Consider the following 22,210-nt stretch of genomic DNA (forward strand, 5'->3'; position numbering starts at 1 on the left):
ATTGACTTACTCTGTCGCCGCCGGGACTATAAGCGCCCTCTGCCATCCGCGGCCCCATGCACCCAACCGGTGCGCCGCGCGGCAACCCTGACCTCCGAGGCTCGAAGAGGACGACATTCATGCCAGACGTAACCCTGACCACGCTGCAAGGGCTCAAGCAGAAGGGCGAAAAGATCGTCATGCTCACCTGCTATGACGCCACCTTCGCCAAGACCGCCTGCGATGCGGGCGTCGAGATGCTTCTGATCGGCGATTCACTCGGCATGGTCCTGCAAGGTCACGACAGCACCCTGCCGGTCACCGTTGCCGACATGGCCTATCACACCGCCAGCGTCAAACGCGGTAATCGTGGCGCGATGATCGTCGCCGACCTGCCGTTCATGGCCAACGCCACCACCGAGCAGACCCTGAACAATTCGGCCGTGCTGATGCAGGCTGGCGCACACATGATCAAGCTGGAGGGCACCGCCTGGCTGGCCGAGTCGATCCGCCTGCTGGCCGAGCGTGGCATTCCAGTCTGCGCACACATGGGCCTGACGCCACAGGCGGTCAACATCTTCGGCGGTTACAAGGTACAAGGCCGCGAGGAAGCCCAGGCACTTCAGATGCTGGAGGACGCCAAGGCGCTGGAAGCCGCCGGTGCAGCCATGCTGCTGCTCGAGTGCGTACCCAGCGAACTGGCTGCGCGCATCACCCGGGCGGTGCAGATTCCGGTGATCGGCATCGGCGCCGGCAGCGACACCGACGGCCAGGTGCTGGTGTTGCACGATATGCTCGGGCTCTCGCTCGGTGGCCGCGTACCGAAGTTCGTCAAGAACTTCATGCGTGAGCACGGTGACATCCCATCCGCCATCGCCGGCTACGTGAAGGCCGTCAAGGCCACCGAATTCCCCGCCGTCGAACACGGTTTCTCCGCATGAACATCGTCAAGACCATCGCCGACCTGCGTGCCGCAGTGTCCCGCGCCCGTGGGGAAGGCAAGCGCATCGGCTTCGTACCGACCATGGGCAACCTGCACGCCGGTCACATGGCGCTGGTGAAGAAGGCCGGGCAGCGCGCCGACTTCGTGGTCGCCAGCATCTTCGTCAATCCACTGCAGTTCGGCCCCAACGAAGACCTGGACAACTACCCGCGCACCCTCGCTGCGGATCAGGACAAGCTGTTCGAAGCCGGCTGCCACCTGCTCTTTGCGCCGAGCGTCGAAGAGATGTATCCGCACGGCCAGGCCCAGCAGACCATCGTTCGCGTGCCCGGCGTTTCCGAAGGTCTCTGCGGTGGCAGCCGCCCAGGGCATTTCGACGGTGTCTCCACCGTGGTCAGCAAACTGTTCAACATGGTGCTGCCGGACCTCGCCGTATTCGGTCAGAAAGACTTCCAGCAGCTGGCGGTGATCCGCACCATGGTCCGCGATCTGAACATGCCGGTGCAGATCCTCTCGGAGCCGGTCGTTCGCGCCGCCGACGGCCTGGCGCTGTCTTCACGCAACGGCTATCTGAGTAAAGACGAACGCGCCACGGCTCCATCGCTGTACCGCACCCTGAGCCAGCTGGACGTAGCGATCCGGGGCGGTCGGCGCGACTACCCGGCGCTGATCGCCGAAGGCCTGAGCGCTTTGCAGGCTGCTGGCCTGCGTCCGGACTATCTGGAGATTCGCAACGCAATCGACCTGCAGCCAGTCAGCGAGCGCTCCACCGAGCTGGTCATCCTCGCCGCCGCCTACCTGGGCAAGACGCGGCTGATCGACAACCTGCTGGTGGACATCCACACATCGGCCTGATCCCAGCCATTTGCCCGCAGCCTTGATCACGTTCGAGGCTTAAGGCACACTCTGCGCCGCTTGCGCACCCGGAGGACCCCGCCATGCACGCCATCATGCTCAAGGCCAAACTGCACCGCGCCCAGGTAACTCACTCGGTGCTCGATTATGAAGGTTCCTGCGCCATCGACGGCGAGTGGCTGGACCTGGCCGGCATCCGTGAATACGAACAAATCCAGATCTACAACGTCGACAATGGCGAGCGCTTCACCACCTACGCCATCCGCGGCGAGGAAGGTTCGAAGATCATCTCGGTCAACGGTGCCGCTGCTCACAAGGCCGGTGTCGGTCACCGCCTGATCATCTGCGCCTACGCCCACTACAGCGAGGCCGAGCTGGCCAATTTCAAACCGCATGTGCTTTACATGGGTGCCGACGGCGAGCTGAGCCATACCAGCAACGCAATCCCGGTACAGGTCGCCTGAGCCACCGTTCAGGTGTCGTCGAATAGAAGCCCGAAGTGTTCTGCACTTCGGGCTTCTTCGTTTGAACATGGCTGAATGGTCGATAGGTCGATAGGTGCGAGAGTGAAAGCACGGGCTCGAGCAGAATAGAAGGCAATGGCCCGGAACGGAGTGGGGGTTTCCCCTGTCTGAGCTGACTCTGATGGCATAGGATGTGCCTTCACCGGCTCGGTGAAAGCCGGGTTCGGCCAGCATCCGCAGCATTCAGGAGGAGTGCCGGCGCGCCCGCACGGTCATACACATTACTGAATCCCGTCGCGACCAACGCGCGCCTGCGCGTGCAACTGCAGGGGTTCAGCGGCCTGTCAAAGCAAAGGAAGCCGCATCACCATGAGCTACTACCAGCATCCGCTCGATGTCACCGGCCTGCCGTCCTGGAAGGCCCTGGAAGAACACCGCCTGGCCATGCAGAACTTCAGCATGCGCGAAGCATTCAAGGCCGACCCGACGCGCTTCGATGATCTGTCGGTTTCCTGCAGCGGCCTGTTTCTCGACTACTCGAAGAACCTCATCACGCCCGAAACCCGCACCCTGCTGGTGAATCTGGCCCGCGAGGCCGGCGTCGAGCAGGCGGCTCGCGCCATGTTCGACGGCGAGCGCATCAACGCCTCGGAAAACCGTCCCGTGCTGCACACCGCCCTGCGCCGCCCGATGGGCGAATCGGTGATGGTCGACGGCAAGAACATCATGCGTGACGTGCACACCGCGCTGGCGCAGATGACCGACATCGTCACCCGCATCCACAACAACCTATGGCGCGGCTTCAGCGACAAGACCATCACCGACGTGGTGAACATTGGCATCGGCGGCTCGTTCCTCGGCCCGCAGCTGGTATCCGAGGCGCTGTTGCCGTTCACCCAGCACGGCGTACGCACGCACTACCTGGCGAACATCGACGGCAGCGAATTCCGCGAAGTGACCGCCAAGCTGAATGTCGAAACCACGCTGTTCATCATCTCCAGCAAGACGTTCGGCACTCTCGAGACGCTGAAGAACGCCCAGGCCGCACGCACCTGGTATCTGGGCAAGGGCGGCACCGAAGAGAAGCTCTACCGCCACTTCATCGCCGTCACCAGCAACAAGCAGGCGGCGGTCGAATTCGGTATCCGCGAAAAGAACATCTTTCCGATGTGGGACTGGGTCGGCGGTCGATATTCGCTGTGGTCGGCGATCGGCTTGCCCATCGCCCTGGCGATCGGCATGTCCAACTTCAAGGATCTGCTGTCCGGCGCCTACAGCATGGACCAGCATTTCCTCAGCGAGCCGTTCGAAAGCAACATGCCGGTGCTGCTGGCGATGCTCGGCGTCTGGTACCACAACTTCTGGGGTGCACAGAGCTACGCGTTCCTGCCCTACGACCACTACCTGCGCAACTTCGTCAAACACCTGCAGCAGATGGACATGGAGTCCAACGGCAAGAGCGTGCGCCAGGACGGCACACCGGTGTCCTGCACCACCGGCCCGGTGATCTGGGGCGGTGTCGGCTGTAACGGCCAACACGCCTACCACCAGCTGCTGCACCAGGGCACACCGCTGATCCCGGCCGACTTCATCGTGCCCGTGGTCAGCCACAACCCTGTCGCCGATCACCACGAGTGGCTCTACGCCAACTGCCTGTCGCAGAGCCAGGCCTTGATGCGCGGCAAGACGCGCGAAGAAGCCGAGGCTGAACTGCGCGCCAAGGGCCTCAGCGAAGCCGAGGTGCAGCGTCTCGCCCCGCACAAAGTGATCCCCGGCAACCGCCCGAGCAACACCGTGGTGATGGAAACCATCAGCCCCGGCCGCCTCGGCGCACTGATCGCGCTGTACGAGCACAAGGTCTTCGTCCAGGGCGTGATCTGGGGGATCAACTCCTTCGACCAGTGGGGCGTGGAGCTCGGCAAGGATCTGGGCAAGGCCGTCTACAACCAGATGACCCGCTTCGATGCTGCGCCCGCAGAGGATGCCTCCACCCAGGGCCTGATCGACTTCTTCCGCGGTCGCCACCGCGGCTGATTGCGCCACCTGACCGGACAGTGCAACGCTGTCCGGTCACTCCGCCTTGCCATGCCCCCTCGTCCGAACCTGCCTGCAACCGAAAGCAATGATCGTCTCCTCAGGTACTATCGGTCGCTTCGCAAGCCAGCAGCGCCATTGCCATGGAATTCATCCGCCGCCAGATCGAAACCCGCGTGCTGAGCCTCACCGGCCTGGCAATCGGCGGTGTCGACTACGAAAACCCTCCGGGCGACCCCGGCCTGTTCGGGCCTGAGTCAGTGTGCTGGCGGGTGCATGGCGACTTCACCTCGATGATGGTCGGCGGAATCTCCGCACTCCTATTGCAGGCGCTGCACCCGCTGGCGCTGTCCGGTGTGTGGGATCACTCTAATTTTCGCGAGGACCTGCTCGGCCGCCTGCGGCGCACCGGGCAGTTCATCTCCGCCACTACGTTCGGTAGCCACGCCGATGCCGACCGACTGATCGAGCGGGTCAAGCGGATTCATGCAGGCGTATCCGGTACGGCGCCGGATGGTCGTCCCTACGCCGCGTCGGATCCCGACCTGCTGACCTGGGTGCACGTCGCCGAGGTCAGCAGCTTTCTCAAATCACACTTGCGCTACCTCAATCCGGATCTACCCGCTGCCGAGCAGGATCGCTATTACGCCGAAGTGGCGCTGATCGCCGAGCGCCTCGGCGCCGGTGACGTGCCGCGTTCGCGCGCGCAGATCGAGGCTTATCTCGAGCGCACCAGCCCCCAGCTCCGGAGCGACGAGCGTGCGCTAGAAATCCTGCAGATACTGCGTACCGCGCCGGCGCCCAGCCCCCTGCTCAGGCCCTTCGGAACGCTGATGCTGCACGCTGGTGTCGAGCTCTTACCCGAATGGGCTCAGGAAATGCTTGGACTGACACTGAGCGAAAGCCGACGCCAGCTGATCCGCGCCGGGGTTCGCAGCACCGCGCCGGTAGTGCGCTGGGCCGTACGCAGCGGCTCGGTACACCGCGCGCGTCGACGCATGGGCCTGCCGCCACGCTAGCGTCAGGCAACCAGCGCAGCGATTCTTGATAGACTGCGCGCCCTTCTATTTCGAGTCGCCGCGCATGTCATCCCTCGTCCAGGCGCTGCGCGCCGCCTTCGATAGCCGCCGCCCACTGCTCGACGAATTGCAGCAGCAAGGCACCGATTGCTACCGGCTGTTCCATGGCAGCCAGGAAGGCGCTGCCGGCTTGACGGTCGATCGCTACGGCCCGCAGCTGATGGTGCAAAGCTTCCATCAAGCGCTCGACGCGCAAGCGCTGCAGAGCATCCATGACGAAGCCACCGACTTTCTCGGGCAACCGCTCCAGCTCATCTACAACGATCGCTCGCAGAGCAATTCACGGATCGACCGCAGCAACCAGGCGCATCAACCTGAGGACGTGGCGCTGGAAGATCAGGTCGCCCATGAGTGGGGCCTGCGCTATCGCGTGCGAGGTCGCCACAGCGGGCAGGACCCACTGCTGTTCCTCGACCTGCGCAACGCCCGCGGCTGGGTCAAGCAACACAGCGCCGGCAAGTCGGTACTCAATCTGTTTTCCTACACCTGCGGCGTCGGCCTGTGCGCCGCCGCAGGCGGAGCGTCGGAAGTCTGGAATGTCGATTTCGCCGAGCGCAACCTGGCAGTGGGCCGGGAAAACGGCGAGCTGAACCCTTCCCTGCCGCCAATGCAGTTCGTACATTCCGACTACTTCCCGGCGATCCGCCAACTGGCCGGTCTGCCGGTCAGCGCCCGTCGCGGACGAGCCTTGCCGGACTACCCGCGCCTGGTACAACGTCAGTTCGATCTGGTACTGCTCGATCCGCCCGCCTGGGCACGCAGCGCCTTCGGCACGGTGGACCTGCTGCGCGACTATCAGAGCCTGCTCAAACCGGCATTGCTGGCAACCGCTGAAGATGGGGTGCTGATCTGCTGCAACAACCTGGCGAAGGTATCGATGGATGAGTGGCGGCCCCTGGTGCTGCGCTGCGCCGAGAAGGCCGGCAGGCCGGTACGCGAATGGCAGGCGCTGGCACCGGCTGCCGACTTCCCCTCGCGCGATGGGCTGCCCCCACTGAAGACCCTGATTCTGCGGCTTTGAGCGCATTGCCCGTATCGCTCGATTCGGGGAACCGCGTACGCGTGCCATACTCCAAGGCAACCATCCGCCAGGAATACTTCCGGTCATGCCCAATGGAATGAAGCGTGCGTTCACCGGGGGTGGCGCTCGTGCTGATCTGCTACAGCCTGCTTGGCTTTCTGATCCTGCCGGGTATCGCCCAGCGCATCGCCAATCAGCAGCTTGCGGCCTACGCAACCGTGCCGGCCAGCCTGCAACGTATCGAATTCAACCCCTTCAGCCTCGAGCTCTCGCTGTTCGGCCTGCGCATCGGCGAGCAGGACGATCGTCAGCTGGCCTTCGAGCGGCTCTTTCTCGACCTGCAGTGGGACAGCCTCTGGCAACGCACGCTGCACCTGGCCAATGTCGAGCTGATCGAGCCGGACGTCGAGGTGCGCTTCGCCGAAGATGGCACGCTCAATCTCAGCCAGCTGTTCGAGGTGCCTGAATCAGAGCCGACGGCCAGCGAGGACGCTGACACCTTTCCGCTACGCGTGGATCGTCTGCAACTGGCAGGCGGCCGCCTCGCCTTCATGGACCAGCGTCCGAGCGAACCCATTGCCCTGGTCTACGATTCACTGGATTTCGAACTGCACAATCTCGCCACCCGCAGCGACGGCAGCGCCGATGCCCGTCTAACCGCCAGCGGGCCGAGCGGTGGGCGCGTCGACTGGCAGGGCGATATCAGCCTGCAACCCCTGACATCCAGCGGTCAGTTGCAGATCAGCGATCTCCAGCTCAAGGACCTGTGGCCCTATGTACGCGATGCCGTGCCGCTGACACTCAAGGATGGCAGTCTCGAGTTCAGCACGAACTATCGCCTGGACCTCAGCGACGACCTCGCGCTGCGACTGGAGAATGCCAAGGCCGCACTCGGCCCACTGGCCCTCGACAGCCCCGATGGGCACAAGCTGATCCGCATGGAGCGACTCGAGCTGAGCGAAACATCGCTGGACCTGGCCAGGCAGCAGATCAGCATTGGCAAACTGCGCAGCCGCAATCTGGAAACCTGGGCGGCCCGGGAAGCGGACGGAGAACTCGACTGGCAGAAACTGTTCGCCTCGACCAGCGACAAGACAGATGCCGACGCGCCGGCCACGGACGACACAACAAAGGGAGCCAACGCACCCTGGCAGGTGTTGTTACGCGACGCTCAGTTGCGCGACTACCGGGTCCATCTCGTTGATCGCGTCCCGGACGATGAAGTCGCGCTGGAGCTGGGCCCGCTAGATCTGAACATCCGCGAGTTCGACAGCCTCGGCACCAGCCCCTTCTCCCTGGAACTGGAAACCGGAGTCGGTAAGCAAGGCGCCATCCAGGCCAACGGGCAACTTCAGATGAGCCCCGTGAGCGGCAAGCTGGCGGTGACGACGCGAGATATCGACCTGCGCATCGCTCAGGCCTATCTCAGCCCACTGGTCCATCTGGAAGTGCGCAGCGGCCTGCTGGCCAGCGAACTCGAGGTCGAGCTGAAGTCCACCGAGCCACTGGCCTTCAGCGTTCGCGGCAGCGTAGACGCCACTCAGCTGCATACGCTGGACACGATCAACAATCGCGATTTCGTCAAATGGCAGCGCCTGCAACTCAGCGGCCTTGATTACCAGCACCCAAGCAGCCTGGCAATCGAGCGCGTCGACCTCAGCCAGCCTTATGCGCGCTTCATCATCAACCCGGACCTGAGCACCAACATCAACGACCTGCTGGTCGAGCGCAGTGAGGCTGGGGATGACAACGCACAGGCACAAGACTCCTCCGAGCCGCTGGCTATCCGTATCGGCGGCATTGCCATTGCCGACGGCTCGGCGAACTTTGCCGACTTCAGCCTGCGACCGCCCTTCGTCACCGCCATCCAGTCGCTCAACGGAGATATCGGCACCCTGGACAACCGCGAGCAGAAAGCCGCCTCGGTAGATGTCGCCGGCAAGGTGGATCAGTATGCGCCGGTCAGCATCAAGGGCAGCCTGACGCCTTTCGATCCACTGCAGAGCCTCGACATCGCCACGAGCTTCCGCCAGGTCGAATTGACCACGCTGACGCCTTATTCCGGCAAATTCGCCGGCTACCGGATCCGCAAGGGCCGCCTCAATCTGGATCTGCATTACCGGATTGAGCAGGGTCGTCTAAACGCAGAAAACAAGGTCGTTCTGGAGCAGCTGCAGCTTGGCGAGAAGGTCGACAGTCCTGATGCCGTGGATCTGCCTGTTCGGCTGGCGGTCGCCCTGCTCAAGGACAGCAAGGGCACCATCTCCATCGAATTGCCGGTGCAGGGCAACCTGAACGACCCGCAGTTCAGCGTCATGCCGATCGTCTGGCAGACGCTGCGCAATCTGGTGGTTCGCGCAGCCCAGGCGCCATTCAAGTTCATAGCCGGACTGGCCGGCGGAAGCGACGCCGACCTCAGCCATGTCGGCTTCGAACCGGCCAGCAGCGAGCTGGATAGCGAAGCGCGCAAACGTCTGGACACGCTGGCCTCGGCCCTGAAGCAACGTCCGGCTCTACGCCTGGAGGTGGAAGGCATGAGCGCCGCTGCCGTCGATGGCGCGCTGCTGGCCGAGCAACGCCTACAGCAGGAGTTCCGCGAAACCCAGTATCGAATCCTGCAGCGTCGTGGCGACAAGGTGCCCGCGGACGCCAGTCAGATCCAGGTCGAAGCGGACGACGAGGCCGCGTTGCTGGAAGGCATCTACCGCAGTCGCCTCAAGCAGCAGCCGCCAGCCGAGTGGCGCGAACTCGACGACGAAGAGCGCGCCGCACAGATGCGCAAGGCCGTGCTCGATTCCTGGAGGGGCAGTGCAGCGTTGCTGCGCCGCCTCAGCCGCGAACGTGCGGCCGCGATAAAGGACTATCTGGTAGACGTGGGCCTGGACTCGGAGCGGGTGTACCTGCTGGACACCGGCACAACCGAACAGGGAAGCGACGGTAAGGTCGCGACGGCGATGCACCTGGGGAGTGAATGATGATCTCGCGTAAATACGTTGTTGCTTGTGTACTGCTGGTCGCGTTTTCCGGGGCTCACGCCGATACCCTGCGTTGCGGGAGCCAGCTCGTCACCACGGGTGACCGCGCCTTCGAAGTGGAAAGCAAGTGCGGCGTGCCGCAGCACCGCGATCTTGTCGGCTACACGCTCAGCCGTAACGACCGCCAGGAGTTCGCGCTGGAGGAATGGGTTTACGGTCCGCGTAATGGCATGCTCAGCATCCTGACCTTCGAAGGCAACCGCCTGGTTCGCATCGAAACCCGCAGAGCCAACTGATCCCTGGAGCCATACCGATGGACCGTCGCGTTCCCGCCACACTTCTGCTTTGCCTGTTGCTTGTCACCCTGCAAGCGCAGGCCTCTTCTACCTATCGCTGCAACAGCCGCCTGGTGAGCCTGGAAGCCACCGCGGCCGAGGTTCGCAGCAAATGCGGCGAGCCATCCAGCGCCGCCTTGGTCGGTTACAAGGAGATCGTTGATGATCATGGCTACCAACAGGAGGTGCCTGTCGAGGAATGGGTCTACGGGCCGAACAACGGCATGCTCCATTTCCTGCGATTCGAAGGCAATCGTCTCCGGCAAATCACCAGTGAGCGAGGAAACTAGGACACAAAAAACCCCACTATAGAGTGGGGTTTTCTGATTTGCGCCCCGCCAGCGACTGGCGAGGAGAACTCTGTTACTCGGCGGTTTTCAGGCCGTCGGCAGAGACTTCACGAACGCCTTTGATGCCCTTGGCCTTGGCCACGGCAGCTTCTTTCTCGGCTTCGGTAGCTACGGTCCCGGACAGCGAGACGACGCCATCCTTGGTTTCCACTTCGATGTCCATGCCGGGAGTCGCGTCTTCGGCCAGCAGGGTGGATTTCACCTTGGTGGTGATCCAGGTATCGGAAGCAGCATCACCGGCATCGTCCATAGTGTTGGCGGCCAGCATGACGGTATCGGTCTTGTCGATGGCAGGCGTGGTATCGGCCAGAGCGGCACCGGCGAACGGCAGGCTAAGAGCAGCGGCGATGGCAGCGGCAGTAAGTGTCTGAGTAGTCTTCATAGATGTCACTCCTGTTCTCGTGGTTTCTGGGGCATGACTCCGGCCTCAGATGCACGAATAACAGCGCAAGCGTTGTGCCAACTTGCTGTTATTTTTTTATCCTTAATAATCAATAAGTTATGCATGGCAGCAATTCACGAGTTACTTGCACATTGCAAGTTTCCCCCGGCCGCTGCGTGCATCTTGCAATCTCGCACAGGCATTGAATAAATACCACGATCAAACAAAAAGGGCCCGAAGGCCCTTCTGTTCAACTGCCAGCTGTCAAACGCCAGAGGCTTCAGCGGCGGCAACGTCCTTGATGGAGAGCTTGATACGGCCGCGGTTGTCCACGTCCAGCACCAGCACCTTCACTTCCTGACCTTCTTTAAGCACATCGGTGACTTTCTCGATACGCTGATCGCTGATTTGCGAGATGTGCACCAGGCCATCCTTGCCCGGGAGGATGTTTACGAACGCGCCGAAGTCGACGATGCGCTCGATCTTGCCGACGTAGATCTTGCCGATTTCGGCTTCAGCGGTGATGCCCAGTACGCGCTGCTTGGCCGCCTCTGCCGCTTCCTTGGTTTCGCCGAATATCTTGATCGAGCCATCGTCTTCGATGTCGATCGAGGCCTTGGTCTCTTCGCAGATAGCGCGAATGGTGGCGCCACCCTTGCCGATCACGTCACGGATCTTGTCCTGGTCGATCTTCATCGCCAGCATGGTCGGGGCATTGGCCGACAGCTCGCTGCGTGACTGGGCGATGACCTGGTTCATCTGGCCGAGGATGTTCAGGCGAGCTTCCAGAGCCTGCTCCAGCGCCTGCTCCATGATCTCTTCGGTGATGCCCTGGATTTTGATGTCCATCTGCAGCGCGGTCACGCCCTTGGCGGTACCGGCTACCTTGAAGTCCATGTCGCCCAGGTGATCTTCGTCACCGAGGATGTCGGTCAGAACGGCAAACTTCTCGCCTTCCTTGACCAGACCCATGGCGATACCGGCCACCGGAGCCTTCATCGGCACACCAGCGTCCATCAGAGCAAGGGAAGCACCGCAGACGGAAGCCATAGAGGACGAACCATTGGATTCGGTGATTTCCGACACTACACGGATGGTGTAGGGGAATTCGTCGGCGCTCGGCAGCATGGCGGCGACGCCACGACGGGCCAGGCGCCCATGACCGATTTCACGGCGACCGGTAGCGCCCATGCGACCACACTCGCCCACCGAGTACGGCGGGAAGTTGTAGTGAAGCATGAAGGGGTCTTTCTTCTCGCCTTCCAGGGTATCGAGCAGCTGTGCGTCACGGGCGGTGCCGAGAGTGGCAACTACCAGAGCCTGGGTCTCACCACGGGTGAACAGCGCCGAACCGTGGGTCTTGTCGAGTACGCCGACCTCGATGTTCAGCCCGCGGACGGTGCGGGTGTCGCGACCATCGATGCGTGGCTTGCCGTTGACGATGTTCTCGCGAACGGTGCGGTACTCGATCTCACCGAAGGCATCCTTCACTTCGCCGGCAGACGGCTGGCCTTCTTCACCAGAGAACTTGGCAACGACCTGGTCCTTCAGCTCGCCCAGGCGCGCATAGCGATCCTGCTTGATGGTGATGGTGTAGGCCTGGGAGATGGCTTCACCGAACTCGGCACGGATGGCGTCCAACAGCGCGGTGTTGGCCTGCGGAGCAGTCCAGTCCCAGCGCGGCTTGCCGGCTTCGGCGGCGAGTTCTTCGACCGCCTTGATCACGGCCTGGAACTCGTCATGGGCGAACAGCACGGCGCCCAGCATCTGGTCTTCGGTCAGCTCTTTGGCTTCCGATTCGACCATCAGTACAGCGTCTTTGGTGCCGGCTACGACCATGTCCAGGCTGGAGGCCTTGAGCTGCTCGTAGTTCGGGTTCAGCAGGTAGCCGGTTTCCGGGTGGAAAGCCACGCGTGCAGCACCGATCGGGCCGTCGAACGGAATGCCGGAAACAGCCAGAGCGGCCGAAGTACCGATCATCGCGGCGATGTCCGGGTCAGTCTTCTTGCTGGTGGAAACGACGGTACAGATGACCTGCACTTCGTTCTGGAAACCTTCCGGGAACAGCGGACGAATCGGACGATCGATTAGACGAGAGGTCAGGGTTTCCTTCTCGGAAGGACGCGCCTCCCGCTTGAAGAAGCCGCCAGGGATCTTGCCGGCTGCATAGGTCTTCTCCTGGTAATGCACGGAGAGCGGGAAGAACCCCTTGCTCGGATCGGCGGTCTTGGCACCGACCACGCTTACCAGCACGGTGACGTCGTCATCGACGGTGACCAGCACTGCGCCGGAGGCCTGGCGGGCGATACGACCCGTTTCCAGGGTTACGGTCGACTGACCGAATTGAAACTTCTTGATTACCGGATTCACGGTTTTTCCTTCTCTTTGTTGCCTTGGGGAAATTGGCAGAACGTTCGGGAGTCGGCCCGAAACGACCTGCAAGAAAGCCAAAAGCTGGAAGACCGAAGCTGATCGAGGGATACCCCACTTTCAACTTCAGGCTTCCAGCTTCCGGCTTCCAGCGCGGGCGCGTCTTAGCGACGCAGACCCAGACGACCGATCAGGGTGCTGTAACGAGTGGTGTCCTTACCCTTCAGGTAATCCAGCAGCTTGCGGCGCTGGTTAACCATACGGATCAGACCACGACGCGAGTGGTGGTCTTTGCCGTTGGCCTTGAAGTGGTCCTGCAGCTTGTTGATGTTGGCGGTCAGCAGGGCTACCTGCACTTCCGGAGAACCGGTATCGCCTTCAGCTTGCTTGTACTCGTTAACGATCTGGGCTTTTTCTTCAACGCTCAGTGCCATGATAGGGCTCCTTGAGTGAACAGGCCGGGAATCATCCCGTGTTTAATAAAGAGAAATGACCGTGCCTGCTGACAGCCACCCTCTGACGCAACGCGCGAACGCGCCGCGTAACGGTCATTCCGACCGAATCAACCGACGTGGCGCGATGCGCCCGTCCTCGCTCACTTCACCGATGCCGATGAAGCGACCATTATTATCCTGTACGCGAACCATGCCGTACTGCGGCGCCTCCGGTGCCCGCACCGGCTGTCCGTGCAGCCAGTAGTAAGCGCTGTGTTCCGACAACTGCAACAACGGCCAATGCTCCAGCCCGCTGTCCACCGGTTGCAGGAATCCATCCAGGGCCTCGGAGCCGCCGTCAGCATGCGCCCGCTCCAGTGTTTCGAGCGTCACCGTCTGCGAAAGGTCGAACGGACCGGCCTGGGTGCGCCGCAGCTCGGCGACATGCGCGCCGCAGCCGAGCAATTGGCCGATGTCTTCCACCAAGGTCCGGATATAGGTGCCCTTGCTGCAGGTCACAGCCAGTCGCGCCTTGTCGCCTTCGAGCGCGAGCAACTCCAAGCGCGCAATATTAACAGAACGCGGCTCGCGCTCCACCACTTCACCGGCACGCGCCAGCTTGTATAGCGGCTGGCCGTCCCGCTTGAGCGCCGAATACATCGGCGGCACCTGCAGGATGTCACCGCGAAACTGCGGCAGCAGCGCCTCCAGCTGTTCGACGGTGACCGCGACCGGCTTGCGCTCCAGGACCTCGCCCTCGGCATCGGCGGTGGCCGTGGTGACCCCAAGCTGCATGACCGTCTCGTAGGCCTTGTCCGCGTCCAGAAGGTACTGCGAGAACTTGGTCGCCTCTCCAAAACACAGCGGCAACACACCTGTGGCGAGCGGATCGAGACTCCCGGTATGTCCGGCCTTCTCAGCATTCAGCAGCCAGCGAACCTTCTGCAAGGCCGCATTGGAGGTGAACCCACGCGGCTTGTCGAGCAGGATGATGCCGTTGACGTTGCGCCGTACACGCTTGACCTGTGCCACGCTTATTCTCCGCGCTCGTCGCTGTGCTTGCGATCTTCCGCCACCGCACGCTCGATCAGCGAGCTCAGCTCGACACCCCGACGAATGCTCGCGTCGTAGTTGAAGTGCAGCTGCGGAACAGTGCGCAGCTTCATGCTCTTGCCCAGCTGCATGCGCAGGAATCCGGCAGCGTCGTTGAGGATGCGCAGGTTGCCCTTGACCGCCTCTTGGTCGTCATCTTGCCCCATGATGGTGATGAAGATCTTCGCGTGGGACAGATCGCGACTGACGTCGACCGCGGTGATGGTAATCAGGCCCAGACGCGGATCCTTGATCTCACGCTGAATGAGCAACGCCAGTTCGCGCTGCATCTGATCGCCGATGCGCTGGGTACGACTGAATTCTTTGGCCATAAATTTCCACCCGTTTAAAAGCCGAAAGCTGGAAGCTCGAAGCAGTGACCGCATTCAGGCGGCCACCGACTCCTTGCTTCCAGCTTTCAGATTGACGCTTGCTTACAGCGAACGCGCCACTTCGACCTTTTCGAACACTTCGATCTTGTCGCCGACCTTGACGTCGTTGTAGCTCTTCACGCCGATACCACACTCCATGCCGGCGCGGACTTCCGCGACGTCATCCTTGAAGCGACGCAGAGACTCCAGCTCGCCCTCGAAGATGACTACGTCGTCGCGCAGGACGCGGATCGGACGATTGCGGTGCACCATACCCTCGGTGACCATACAACCAGCAATCGCGCCGAACTTCGGCGAACGGAACACGTCACGTACTTCGGCGATGCCGAGGATGTTCTCGCGAACGTCGCTGCCGAGCATACCGGTGAGCGCCTTCTTGACGTCCTCGATGATGTCGTAGATGACGTTGTAGTAGCGCATATCCAGGCCTTCGGCCTCGACGATCTTGCGCGCACCAGCATCGGCACGGACGTTGAAGCCGAACAGCACGGCGTTGGAGGCCAGCGCCAGGTTGGCATCGGACTCGGTGATACCACCGACACCGCCGCCGACCACACGAACCTGCACTTCGTCGTTACCCAGGCCGTTGAGCGAGCCCTGCAGCGCCTCGAGCGAGCCGCGTACGTCCGCCTTGAGCACGATGTTGAGCGTCTTCTTCTCGTCCTGACCCATGGTCTCGAAGATGTTTTCCAGCTTGCCGGCATGGGCACGAGCCAGTTTCACTTCGCGGAACTTGCCCTGGCGGAACAGGGCAACTTCACGGGCCTTCTTCTCGTCGGCCACAACGGTGAGGTCGTCACCGGCTTCCGGCGTACCATCCAGGCCGAGGATCTCGACCGGAATCGACGGACCGGCCTCCTTCACAGGCTTGCCGTTCTCGTCGAGCATGGCGCGAACGCGACCGAAGTTGACGCCACACAGGACCATGTCACCCTGACGCAGGGTACCGTCCTGAACCAGCACGGTGGCTACCGGACCGCGACCCTTGTCAAGGCGCGACTCGACCACCACACCGCGACCAGGCGCAGAAGGCGTTGCCTTGAGCTCGAGGAGCTCGGCCTGCAGCAGAACGGCTTCGAGCAGTTCATCGACGCCGGTACCCATCTTCGCGGAGACCGGGATGAACGGCGTGTCGCCGCCCCACTCTTCCGGAATCACGTCGAGCGCGCCCAGGCCGTTCTTGATGTTGTCCGGATTCGCATCCGGCTTGTCGATCTTGTTCACCGCGACCACGATCGGCACGCCGGCAGCCTTGGCATGCTGGACGGCTTCCTGCGTCTGAGGCATCACGCCGTCATCCGCCGCGACCACCAGGATCACGATGTCGGTGGCCTTGGCACCACGAGCACGCATGGCGGTAAACGCCGCGTGACCAGGGGTGTCGAGGAAGGTGACCATGCCACGCTCGGTTTCGACGTGATAGGCACCGATATGCTGGGTGATACCACCAGCCTCGCCGACAGCCACCTTGGCGCGACGAATGTAGTCGAGCAGCGAGGTCTTGCCATGGTCAACGTGACCCATCACGGTCACGACCGGCGCACGCGAGACCGACTCACCTTCGAACTTCAGCAGCTCGGCCAACTGCTCTTCCAGAGCGTTGTCGCTGACCAGCTTGACCTTGTGGCCCAGCTCTTCGGCAACCAGCTGAGCAGTTTCCTGATCCAGCACCTGGTTGATGGTGACGGGCGAGCCCATCTTGAACATGAACTTGATGACTTCGGCCGCTTTCACCGACATCTGCTGGGCCAGTTCGGCCACAGTGATGGTTTCGCCGATCGACACTTCGCGCACTACAGGTCCTGTTGGGCTCTGGAACCCATGCTGATTACGCTTCTTGAGCTTGGACTTGCCGCGACCGCCGCGACGGAAACCATCGGCCTCGTCTTCACCGGTACGTACGGTACGCGCCAGCGGAGCCTTGGTCTTGAGCGAAGGACGATGCTGCGCATGCTTGCGATCACGACGCTCGTCGTCATCACTGCGTGGCTTCTCGACACGACGAGGCTCTTCCTTCTTACGCTCAGGCGCAGGAGCTACAGGCTCGACCGCAACCGGTGCAGGTTCGGCGCTCACCGCCGGCTCAACAGCTGCTGGCGTAGAGGCCTCGCCCTGAGGCTTGACCGACTCAGCCTGACGGCGTGCTTCTTCTTCGGCACGCTCGCGCGCGTCCTGCTCGGCCTTCAGGCGAGCAGCCTCTTCAGCCGCGCGTTGCTCCTCGGCTTCGCGACGCTGTTCGGCTTCGATTTCCTCGGCGCTGCGCTTGACGAAGGTCTTCTTCTTGCGCACTTCAACGCTGATGGTCTTGCTACCGCCAACCTTGAGTTTGGTAGTGGTCTTGCGCTGCAAGGTGATCTTGCGCGGCTCGTCCACTTTCGCCCCGTGGCTGCTTTTCAAATGGGCCAACAGAGCCTGTTTCTCGTTATCGGTCACTACTTGCTCGGCGCTGGTGTGCGACAGTCCTGCCTCACGCATCTGCTGAAGCAGTCGCTCGACCGGTGTGGCGACCACCTGGGCCAGTTCTTTCACCGTGACTTGCGTCATGCATTTCTCTCCTCAGGCCGCTAATTACTTACTCGAACCAATGGGCTCGGGCGGCCATGATCAGCTTGCCGGCACGCTCTTCATCGATGCCGTCTATGTCGAGCAGGTCGTCTATCGACTGCTCGGCCAGGTCTTCGCGGGTGATGACGCCCCGCACGGCCAACTCGACCGCCAGTTCTTTATCCATGCCATCGAGTGCCAGCAGATCTTCAGCCGGCTGAGCATCCGCAAGCTTCTCCTCGTTGGCGATGGCCTTGGTCAGCAGGCGATCTTTGGCCCGCGTACGCAGCTCATTGACGATGTCTTCGTCGAAGCCTTCGATGCCAAGCATTTCCTCCATGGGGACATAGGCAATCTCTTCGAGGGAGGTGAAGCCCTCTTCCACCAGCACCTGTGCAAGTTCCTCATCAACGTCCAACTCATCAATGAAGTTGCGCAGGATGTCACCGGTTTCTTCCTGCTGCTTGGCCTGGATGTCCGCTTCAGTCATGACGTTGAGCGTCCAACCACTAAGCTGACTGGCCAGACGCACATTCTGACCGCCACGACCGATCGCCTGCGCCAGATTGTCTTCGGCAACCGCGATATCCATGGCGTGAGCGTCTTCGTCGACGATGATCGCGGCCACTTCAGCCGGAGCCATCGCATTGATGACAAACTGAGCCGGGTTCTCATCCCACAGGACGATATCGACGCGCTCGCCGCCAATTTCGCCAGAGACGGCCTGAACCCGCGAACCGCGCATGCCGATGCAGGCGCCCTGCGGATCGATGCGCTTGTCCTTGGAGCGAACGGCGATCTTGGCCCGCGAACCAGGATCACGCGACGCACCCATGACCTCAATGAGGCCTTCGGCGATTTCTGGCACTTCGATGCGGAACAGCTCGATCAGCATCTGCGGCGCAGTACGCGACAGAATCAACTGCGGGCCGCGGTTCTCAGTGCGAATTTCCTTGAGCAGTGCGCGAACACGGGCACCGACGCGGAAGGTTTCACGCGCAATGATGTCTTCGCGAGCCAGCAACGCTTCGGCGTTATTGCCGAGGTCGACGATAACGCTATCGCGGGTCACTTTCTTGACCGTGCCGGAGATGATCTCACCCAGACGATCACGATAGGCTTCAACCACCTGCGCACGCTCGGCCTCGCGCACTTTCTGCACGATGACCTGCTTGGCGGTCTGCGCGGCAATACGGCCGAACTCGATGGACTCGATTTTCTCTTCGAACACATCACCAAGCTTGGCGTCGGGATTACGCGCCTGAGCCTGATCCAATGCCAACTGATGGGCCGGATCTTCAAAGTGCTCATCGTCTACGACAGTCCAGCGACGGAAGGATTCGTAGCTGCCATTGTGGCGATTGATTTCCACACGCAGATCAACTTCGTCCTCGTAGCGCTTCTTGGTAGCCGTGGCCAAGGCCAGCTCAAGCGCTTCGAAAATCACACTCGCCGGTACGCCCTTTTCATTGGACACCGACTCCACAACCAGCAGTACTTCTTTGCTCATCGTACGCCTCGCCTTTCGCAATCCATTGGGTTCCGCGGGATCCGTTCTCAGTCAAAACGGGGAATGATGTTGGCCTTATCGATCATGTCGATCGGCAGCAGGTACTCATGGTCGTCCACCTGCACCACGACATCCTGCTCTTCCACCCCACGGAGAAGACCCTGGAAATTGCGCCTGCCCTCGAAGGGCGAGCGCAGCTTTATTTTTACCTGGTCACCGACATGGGCGGTGTACTGCTCAATGGTGAACAGGGGCCGATCCATACCGGGAGAAGAAACCTCAAGGGTGTAGTCCACGCTGATCGGATCTTCCACGTCGAGCACACCACTCAATTGACGGCTGACCTTCTCGCAGTCGTCGATGAGGATGCCGTCGGCATGGTCGATATAGACTCGCAGCAGTGAATGCCGCCCCTGGGAAATGAACTCAATACCCCAGCACTGATAGCCAAGCGCCTCAACCACCGGGGCCAACAAGGCCTGCAACTGTTCTAGCTTGCTCGACATCGAAGTCCCTCGCGCATGCTGTACAAATGAAAAATGGGCGAAACGCCCATCCCTTTGACCGCCTGTAAATGCCGGCGACCTGGCCTCAAGCTAATAAAAAGCCCCTGTACAGGGGCTCTTTATTGACTGGTTGCGGGGGCTGGATTTGAACCAACGACCTTCGGGTTATGAGCCCGACGAGCTACCAGACTGCTCCACCCCGCGTCAAACTGGGCACGAATTATACGACTCACGCCTAATACAGGTCAACTTAAAACCCTTAAAACACAAGAAAGCCCGCACTAGGCGGGCCTGCTTGTTTGGTACCGAGGAGGGGACTCGAACCCCTACAGCCTATGGCCACTACCACCTCAAGGTAGCGTGTCTACCAATTCCACCACCTCGGCAAAAACCTTATTGCCCTTCTTCTACCTCAGGCAGATCACTAGCAGCATCTGCCGGCCTGCGCTGCTCGAGCACAGGCACATCTTCTACCGCCGGCTTACTGACCGGAACTTCCAGCACAGCTGGATCCGGCAACCCCGCCTGAGACAACTGATCAGCCTGCTGCTTCGCGAAGAACGCCAAACCGAGACTAGTCACGAAAAAAACGCCGGCGAGTATAGCAGTAAGACGACTCAAAAAGGTAGCAGAACCTTGGCTTCCGAAAACAGTTGCCGAAGCACCCGAACCGAACGAAGCACCAGCATCTGCGCCCTTGCCCTGCTGCAGCAGCACCAGCGCAACAACACCTAGAGCAACCAGCAGATGCACCACAATCACGACAGTCTGCAACATCTGTTCAGTTCCCCGCGGCGCGACAAATCGCACCAAATTCATCCGCTTTCAGAGAGGCCCCGCCAACCAGCCCCCCATCAATATCCGCCATTGCGAATAGCTCAGCGGCATTCTCCGCCTTGACGCTGCCGCCGTACAGAAGCCTTACGCCTTCAGCGATGCGGCCATCATGACGCGACAACTGCTCTCGAATGGCAGCATGTACTTCCTGCGCCTGCTCAGGCGTTGCGGTCAAGCCACTACCAATCGCCCAAACAGGCTCGTAAGCAATAACCGCCGACTCGAATGCGGCGACACCACGGTCATCCAGCACTCGCGCCAACTGACGCCCAACCACTTCAAGCGTCTTGCCTGCCCGTCGCTCTTCAAGCGTCTCACCCAGGCACAACACAGGCTTAAGACCACCCACCTGCGCTGCCGAAAACTTGCGACTGACCACTTCGTCCGTCTCACCCAACAACAGGCGACGCTCGGAGTGACCAACCAGAACCCACTTACAACCGAAATCAGCGAACTGCTCAGCCGAAACCTCACCGGTCAGCGCCCCGAAGCCATTCTGCGCCGCACAATCCTGGGTACCGACGGCAACGCGCTCACCATCAACACCATCCAGAACCTGAGAGACATGCACAGCGGAGGGAAACACCGCAATCTCGACATCCGCAGGCAAAACCTGCATCCGGAGAGACTCGACAAGCTCTGCGACGCTAGCGCGGGTACCGTTCATTTTCCAGTTACCAGCTACCATGGGGCGACGCATGCTTTACCTCATCGGTCAAAGTGGGCGCAGATGTTACTCAACAGCAAACGCCCTGGCAAGCGCGATTACGCACAAACTTCGGTAACGATCTTCGCCAGCTCCTCAGCCATGCCACGCACCTGACTTTCGTCATCGCCTTCAACCATGACACGTACCAGCGGCTCGGTCCCGGACTTGCGCAAAAGCACGCGGCCACGCCCACCCATGCGCTCGGTAACACTGTCGCAAGCAGTTTGCACGCTAGGATGCGAAATTGGATCGCGCTCGCCAGAAAAGCGCACGTTGATCAGCACCTGAGGGCACTTGTGCCAAGCCAGTCGCTCCTGTGCGAGCGTCTGGCCGCGCCGACGAAGCGCCAGCACCACCTGCAACGCCGCGATGATCGCATCGCCCGTGGTGGTGTGCTGCGCACAGACTATATGCCCGGAGTTCTCACCACCCAATGCCCAGCCACGCTCAAGCATCTCCGCGATCACGTAGCGATCTCCCACCTTGGCGCGGGTGAACGGTATCTCCCGCGCTTTCAAGGCAAGCTCAAGCCCCAGGTTACTCATCAGCGTGCCGACAACGCCGCCAGCCAACCGATCTCGCTCCTGCAAATCAGTCGCGATGATGTAAAGCAGTTCGTCGCCATCCACGACCGCACCGGTGTGGTCGACCATCATCACCCTGTCACCGTCGCCATCGAAGGCTATGCCCAGATCCGCGCCATGATCGACAACCGCCTTCTGCAGCTGCCCGACATGAGTGGAGCCGACATCGGCATTGATGTTCAGACCGTCCGGCTGCGCACCTATAACCACCACCTCGGCGCCCAGCTCACGGAACACGCTGGGTGCAACCTTGTAGGTCGCGCCATGCGCGCAGTCGATCACCAGCTTCAACCCGGAGAAATCAGTGCTGGTTGGCACGCTGCTCTTGCAGAACTCGATATAACGGCCAGCCGCGTCATTGATGCGGGATGCCTTGCCAAGCTGTGCCGAGTCGACCACGGTCATCGGCGCATCGATCAACTCCTCGATCATCAGCTCCACTTCATCAGGAAGCTTGGTGCCGCGACCGGAAAAGAACTTGATTCCGTTATCGTGATGCGGATTGTGCGAGGCGCTGATCACAATACCCGCCTCAGCATGGAAGGTACGCGTCAGATAGGCGACTGCGGGCGTCGGCATAGGCCCAAGCAACAGTACGTCCGCGCCAGCCGCCGACAAGCCCGCCTGCAATGCTGACTCGAACATGTAGCCCGAAATACGCGTGTCCTTTCCGATCAGAATCCGGCACTTTCCCTGCTTGCGAAAGGCCATGCCAGCCGCCCAACCCAGCTTGAGCATGAAGTCCGGGGTGATCGGAGCCTGCCCGACATGCCCACGGATGCCATCGGTACCGAAGTATTTTCTAGTCATGGTGC

19 protein-coding genes, 2 tRNA genes and 1 pseudogene are annotated in these 22,210 nt (G+C 61.3%); 9 read left to right on the plus strand and 13 right to left on the minus strand.

Going from position 1 to position 22,210, the window contains the following annotated elements; genetic code table 11:
* The first annotated feature begins 119 nt into the window (after positions 1-119).
* From panB to RT582_RS13415, 9 genes and pseudogenes are all read left to right on the plus strand, one after another.
* Entirely contained in the window at positions 120-920 is an 801-nt protein-coding gene (panB, locus tag RT582_RS13375) for a 3-methyl-2-oxobutanoate hydroxymethyltransferase (RefSeq protein ID WP_014819250.1), read from the plus strand.
* Positions 917-1,777: a pantoate--beta-alanine ligase gene (gene panC / locus RT582_RS13380; RefSeq protein ID WP_313477828.1), complete on the plus strand. Its 861-nt coding sequence runs from the start codon at positions 917-919 to the stop codon at positions 1,775-1,777. Before panB ends, panC begins: the two co-directional genes overlap by 4 nt.
* Positions 1,778-1,860: 83 nt before the next feature.
* Entirely contained in the window at positions 1,861-2,241 is a 381-nt protein-coding gene (panD, locus tag RT582_RS13385; RefSeq protein ID WP_014597581.1) for an aspartate 1-decarboxylase, read from the plus strand.
* A 369-nt stretch (positions 2,242-2,610) separates the two neighbouring features.
* A complete protein-coding gene (gene pgi, locus RT582_RS13390; RefSeq protein WP_042924339.1) occupies positions 2,611-4,275 on the plus strand; it encodes a glucose-6-phosphate isomerase in 1,665 nt (554 codons plus the stop codon).
* Between the two features lie 143 nt (positions 4,276-4,418).
* Positions 4,419-5,294 (plus strand): oxygenase MpaB family protein, encoded by an 876-nt coding sequence (locus RT582_RS13395; RefSeq protein WP_104096830.1) that lies wholly within the window; start codon positions 4,419-4,421, stop codon positions 5,292-5,294.
* Between the two features lie 64 nt (positions 5,295-5,358).
* The gene (locus RT582_RS13400; RefSeq protein WP_313409971.1) at positions 5,359-6,375 is read left to right on the plus strand and encodes a class I SAM-dependent rRNA methyltransferase; all 1,017 of its coding nucleotides are present in this window, start codon (positions 5,359-5,361) and stop codon (positions 6,373-6,375) included.
* A gap of 85 nt (positions 6,376-6,460) precedes the next feature.
* A pseudogene (locus RT582_RS13405) lies at positions 6,461-9,350 on the plus strand (DUF748 domain-containing protein).
* Positions 9,350-9,646: a DUF2845 domain-containing protein gene (locus RT582_RS13410; RefSeq protein ID WP_101275046.1), complete on the plus strand. Its 297-nt coding sequence runs from the start codon at positions 9,350-9,352 to the stop codon at positions 9,644-9,646. The pseudogene RT582_RS13405 and the gene RT582_RS13410 overlap by 1 nt, the downstream one beginning before the upstream one ends.
* A 17-nt stretch (positions 9,647-9,663) precedes the next feature.
* Entirely contained in the window at positions 9,664-9,975 is a 312-nt protein-coding gene (locus RT582_RS13415; protein ID WP_014819243.1) for a DUF2845 domain-containing protein, read from the plus strand.
* A 73-nt stretch (positions 9,976-10,048) separates the two neighbouring features.
* Here RT582_RS13415 and RT582_RS13420 read toward each other — a convergent pair whose 3' ends face one another.
* The 13 genes from RT582_RS13420 to glmM all read right to left on the minus strand — a co-directional run bounded on the left by RT582_RS13420 (position 10,049) and on the right by glmM (position 22,205).
* Positions 10,049-10,417, minus strand: coding sequence for a BON domain-containing protein (locus tag RT582_RS13420; RefSeq protein ID WP_014819242.1), 369 nt, complete (start codon positions 10,415-10,417; stop codon positions 10,049-10,051).
* A 264-nt stretch (positions 10,418-10,681) separates the two neighbouring features.
* Complete coding sequence (gene pnp / locus RT582_RS13425) at positions 10,682-12,787, minus strand: polyribonucleotide nucleotidyltransferase (RefSeq protein WP_125859672.1); 2,106 nt, start codon at positions 12,785-12,787, stop codon at positions 10,682-10,684.
* A 164-nt stretch (positions 12,788-12,951) separates the two neighbouring features.
* Complete coding sequence (rpsO, locus tag RT582_RS13430; RefSeq protein ID WP_003293213.1) at positions 12,952-13,221, minus strand: 30S ribosomal protein S15; 270 nt, start codon at positions 13,219-13,221, stop codon at positions 12,952-12,954.
* Positions 13,222-13,335: 114 nt separating this feature from the next.
* Positions 13,336-14,253, minus strand: a complete 918-nt coding sequence (truB, locus tag RT582_RS13435) for a tRNA pseudouridine(55) synthase TruB (protein ID WP_313477839.1) — start codon at positions 14,251-14,253, stop codon at positions 13,336-13,338.
* A 2-nt stretch (positions 14,254-14,255) separates the two neighbouring features.
* A complete protein-coding gene (gene rbfA / locus RT582_RS13440) occupies positions 14,256-14,645 on the minus strand; it encodes a 30S ribosome-binding factor RbfA (protein ID WP_090523108.1) in 390 nt (129 codons plus the stop codon).
* A gap of 102 nt (positions 14,646-14,747) precedes the next feature.
* On the minus strand, positions 14,748-17,249 hold the full coding sequence (gene infB, locus RT582_RS13445; RefSeq protein WP_014819238.1) for a translation initiation factor IF-2: 2,502 nt from the start codon (positions 17,247-17,249) through the stop codon (positions 14,748-14,750).
* A gap of 28 nt (positions 17,250-17,277) precedes the next feature.
* Positions 17,278-18,759, minus strand: a complete 1,482-nt coding sequence (nusA, locus tag RT582_RS13450; RefSeq protein WP_014819237.1) for a transcription termination factor NusA — start codon at positions 18,757-18,759, stop codon at positions 17,278-17,280.
* Between the two features lie 47 nt (positions 18,760-18,806).
* Positions 18,807-19,265 (minus strand): ribosome maturation factor RimP, encoded by a 459-nt coding sequence (gene rimP, locus RT582_RS13455; protein WP_041016123.1) that lies wholly within the window; start codon positions 19,263-19,265, stop codon positions 18,807-18,809.
* A gap of 127 nt (positions 19,266-19,392) precedes the next feature.
* Positions 19,393-19,469: transfer RNA gene (locus tag RT582_RS13460), tRNA-Met, on the minus strand.
* A 96-nt stretch (positions 19,470-19,565) separates the two neighbouring features.
* A tRNA-Leu gene (locus RT582_RS13465) sits at positions 19,566-19,651 on the minus strand.
* A 7-nt stretch (positions 19,652-19,658) separates the two neighbouring features.
* Entirely contained in the window at positions 19,659-20,042 is a 384-nt protein-coding gene (gene secG, locus RT582_RS13470) for a preprotein translocase subunit SecG (protein ID WP_313477844.1), read from the minus strand.
* Positions 20,043-20,046: 4 nt separating this feature from the next.
* On the minus strand, positions 20,047-20,802 hold the full coding sequence (tpiA, locus tag RT582_RS13475) for a triose-phosphate isomerase (protein ID WP_312723490.1): 756 nt from the start codon (positions 20,800-20,802) through the stop codon (positions 20,047-20,049).
* A gap of 65 nt (positions 20,803-20,867) precedes the next feature.
* Positions 20,868-22,205, minus strand: coding sequence for a phosphoglucosamine mutase (gene glmM / locus RT582_RS13480; protein ID WP_313477847.1), 1,338 nt, complete (start codon positions 22,203-22,205; stop codon positions 20,868-20,870).
* Positions 22,206-22,210 lie beyond the last annotated feature (5 nt).

Origin of the sequence: Stutzerimonas kunmingensis, from assembly GCF_032106285.1 — a bacterium.
Classification (GTDB): domain Bacteria; phylum Pseudomonadota; class Gammaproteobacteria; order Pseudomonadales; family Pseudomonadaceae; genus Stutzerimonas; species Stutzerimonas kunmingensis_B.

Coding starts and splice junctions, on each gene's coding strand:
- panD (WP_014597581.1), top strand. CDS start 1,861: ATGCACGCCATCATGCTCAAGGCCAAACTGCACCGCGCCCAGGTAACT.
- RT582_RS13415 (WP_014819243.1), top strand. CDS start 9,664: ATGGACCGTCGCGTTCCCGCCACACTTCTGCTTTGCCTGTTGCTTGTC.
- nusA (WP_014819237.1), bottom strand. CDS start 18,759: ATGAGCAAAGAAGTACTGCTGGTTGTGGAGTCGGTGTCCAATGAAAAG.
- RT582_RS13410 (WP_101275046.1), top strand. CDS start 9,350: ATGATCTCGCGTAAATACGTTGTTGCTTGTGTACTGCTGGTCGCGTTT.
- tpiA (WP_312723490.1), bottom strand. CDS start 20,802: ATGCGTCGCCCCATGGTAGCTGGTAACTGGAAAATGAACGGTACCCGC.
- panC (WP_313477828.1), top strand. CDS start 917: ATGAACATCGTCAAGACCATCGCCGACCTGCGTGCCGCAGTGTCCCGC.
- rbfA (WP_090523108.1), bottom strand. CDS start 14,645: ATGGCCAAAGAATTCAGTCGTACCCAGCGCATCGGCGATCAGATGCAG.
- infB (WP_014819238.1), bottom strand. CDS start 17,249: ATGACGCAAGTCACGGTGAAAGAACTGGCCCAGGTGGTCGCCACACCG.
- secG (WP_313477844.1), bottom strand. CDS start 20,042: ATGTTGCAGACTGTCGTGATTGTGGTGCATCTGCTGGTTGCTCTAGGT.
- RT582_RS13395 (WP_104096830.1), top strand. CDS start 4,419: ATGGAATTCATCCGCCGCCAGATCGAAACCCGCGTGCTGAGCCTCACC.
- rpsO (WP_003293213.1), bottom strand. CDS start 13,221: ATGGCACTGAGCGTTGAAGAAAAAGCCCAGATCGTTAACGAGTACAAG.
- RT582_RS13420 (WP_014819242.1), bottom strand. CDS start 10,417: ATGAAGACTACTCAGACACTTACTGCCGCTGCCATCGCCGCTGCTCTT.
- glmM (WP_313477847.1), bottom strand. CDS start 22,205: ATGACTAGAAAATACTTCGGTACCGATGGCATCCGTGGGCATGTCGGG.
- pgi (WP_042924339.1), top strand. CDS start 2,611: ATGAGCTACTACCAGCATCCGCTCGATGTCACCGGCCTGCCGTCCTGG.
- panB (WP_014819250.1), top strand. CDS start 120: ATGCCAGACGTAACCCTGACCACGCTGCAAGGGCTCAAGCAGAAGGGC.
- RT582_RS13400 (WP_313409971.1), top strand. CDS start 5,359: ATGTCATCCCTCGTCCAGGCGCTGCGCGCCGCCTTCGATAGCCGCCGC.
- rimP (WP_041016123.1), bottom strand. CDS start 19,265: ATGTCGAGCAAGCTAGAACAGTTGCAGGCCTTGTTGGCCCCGGTGGTT.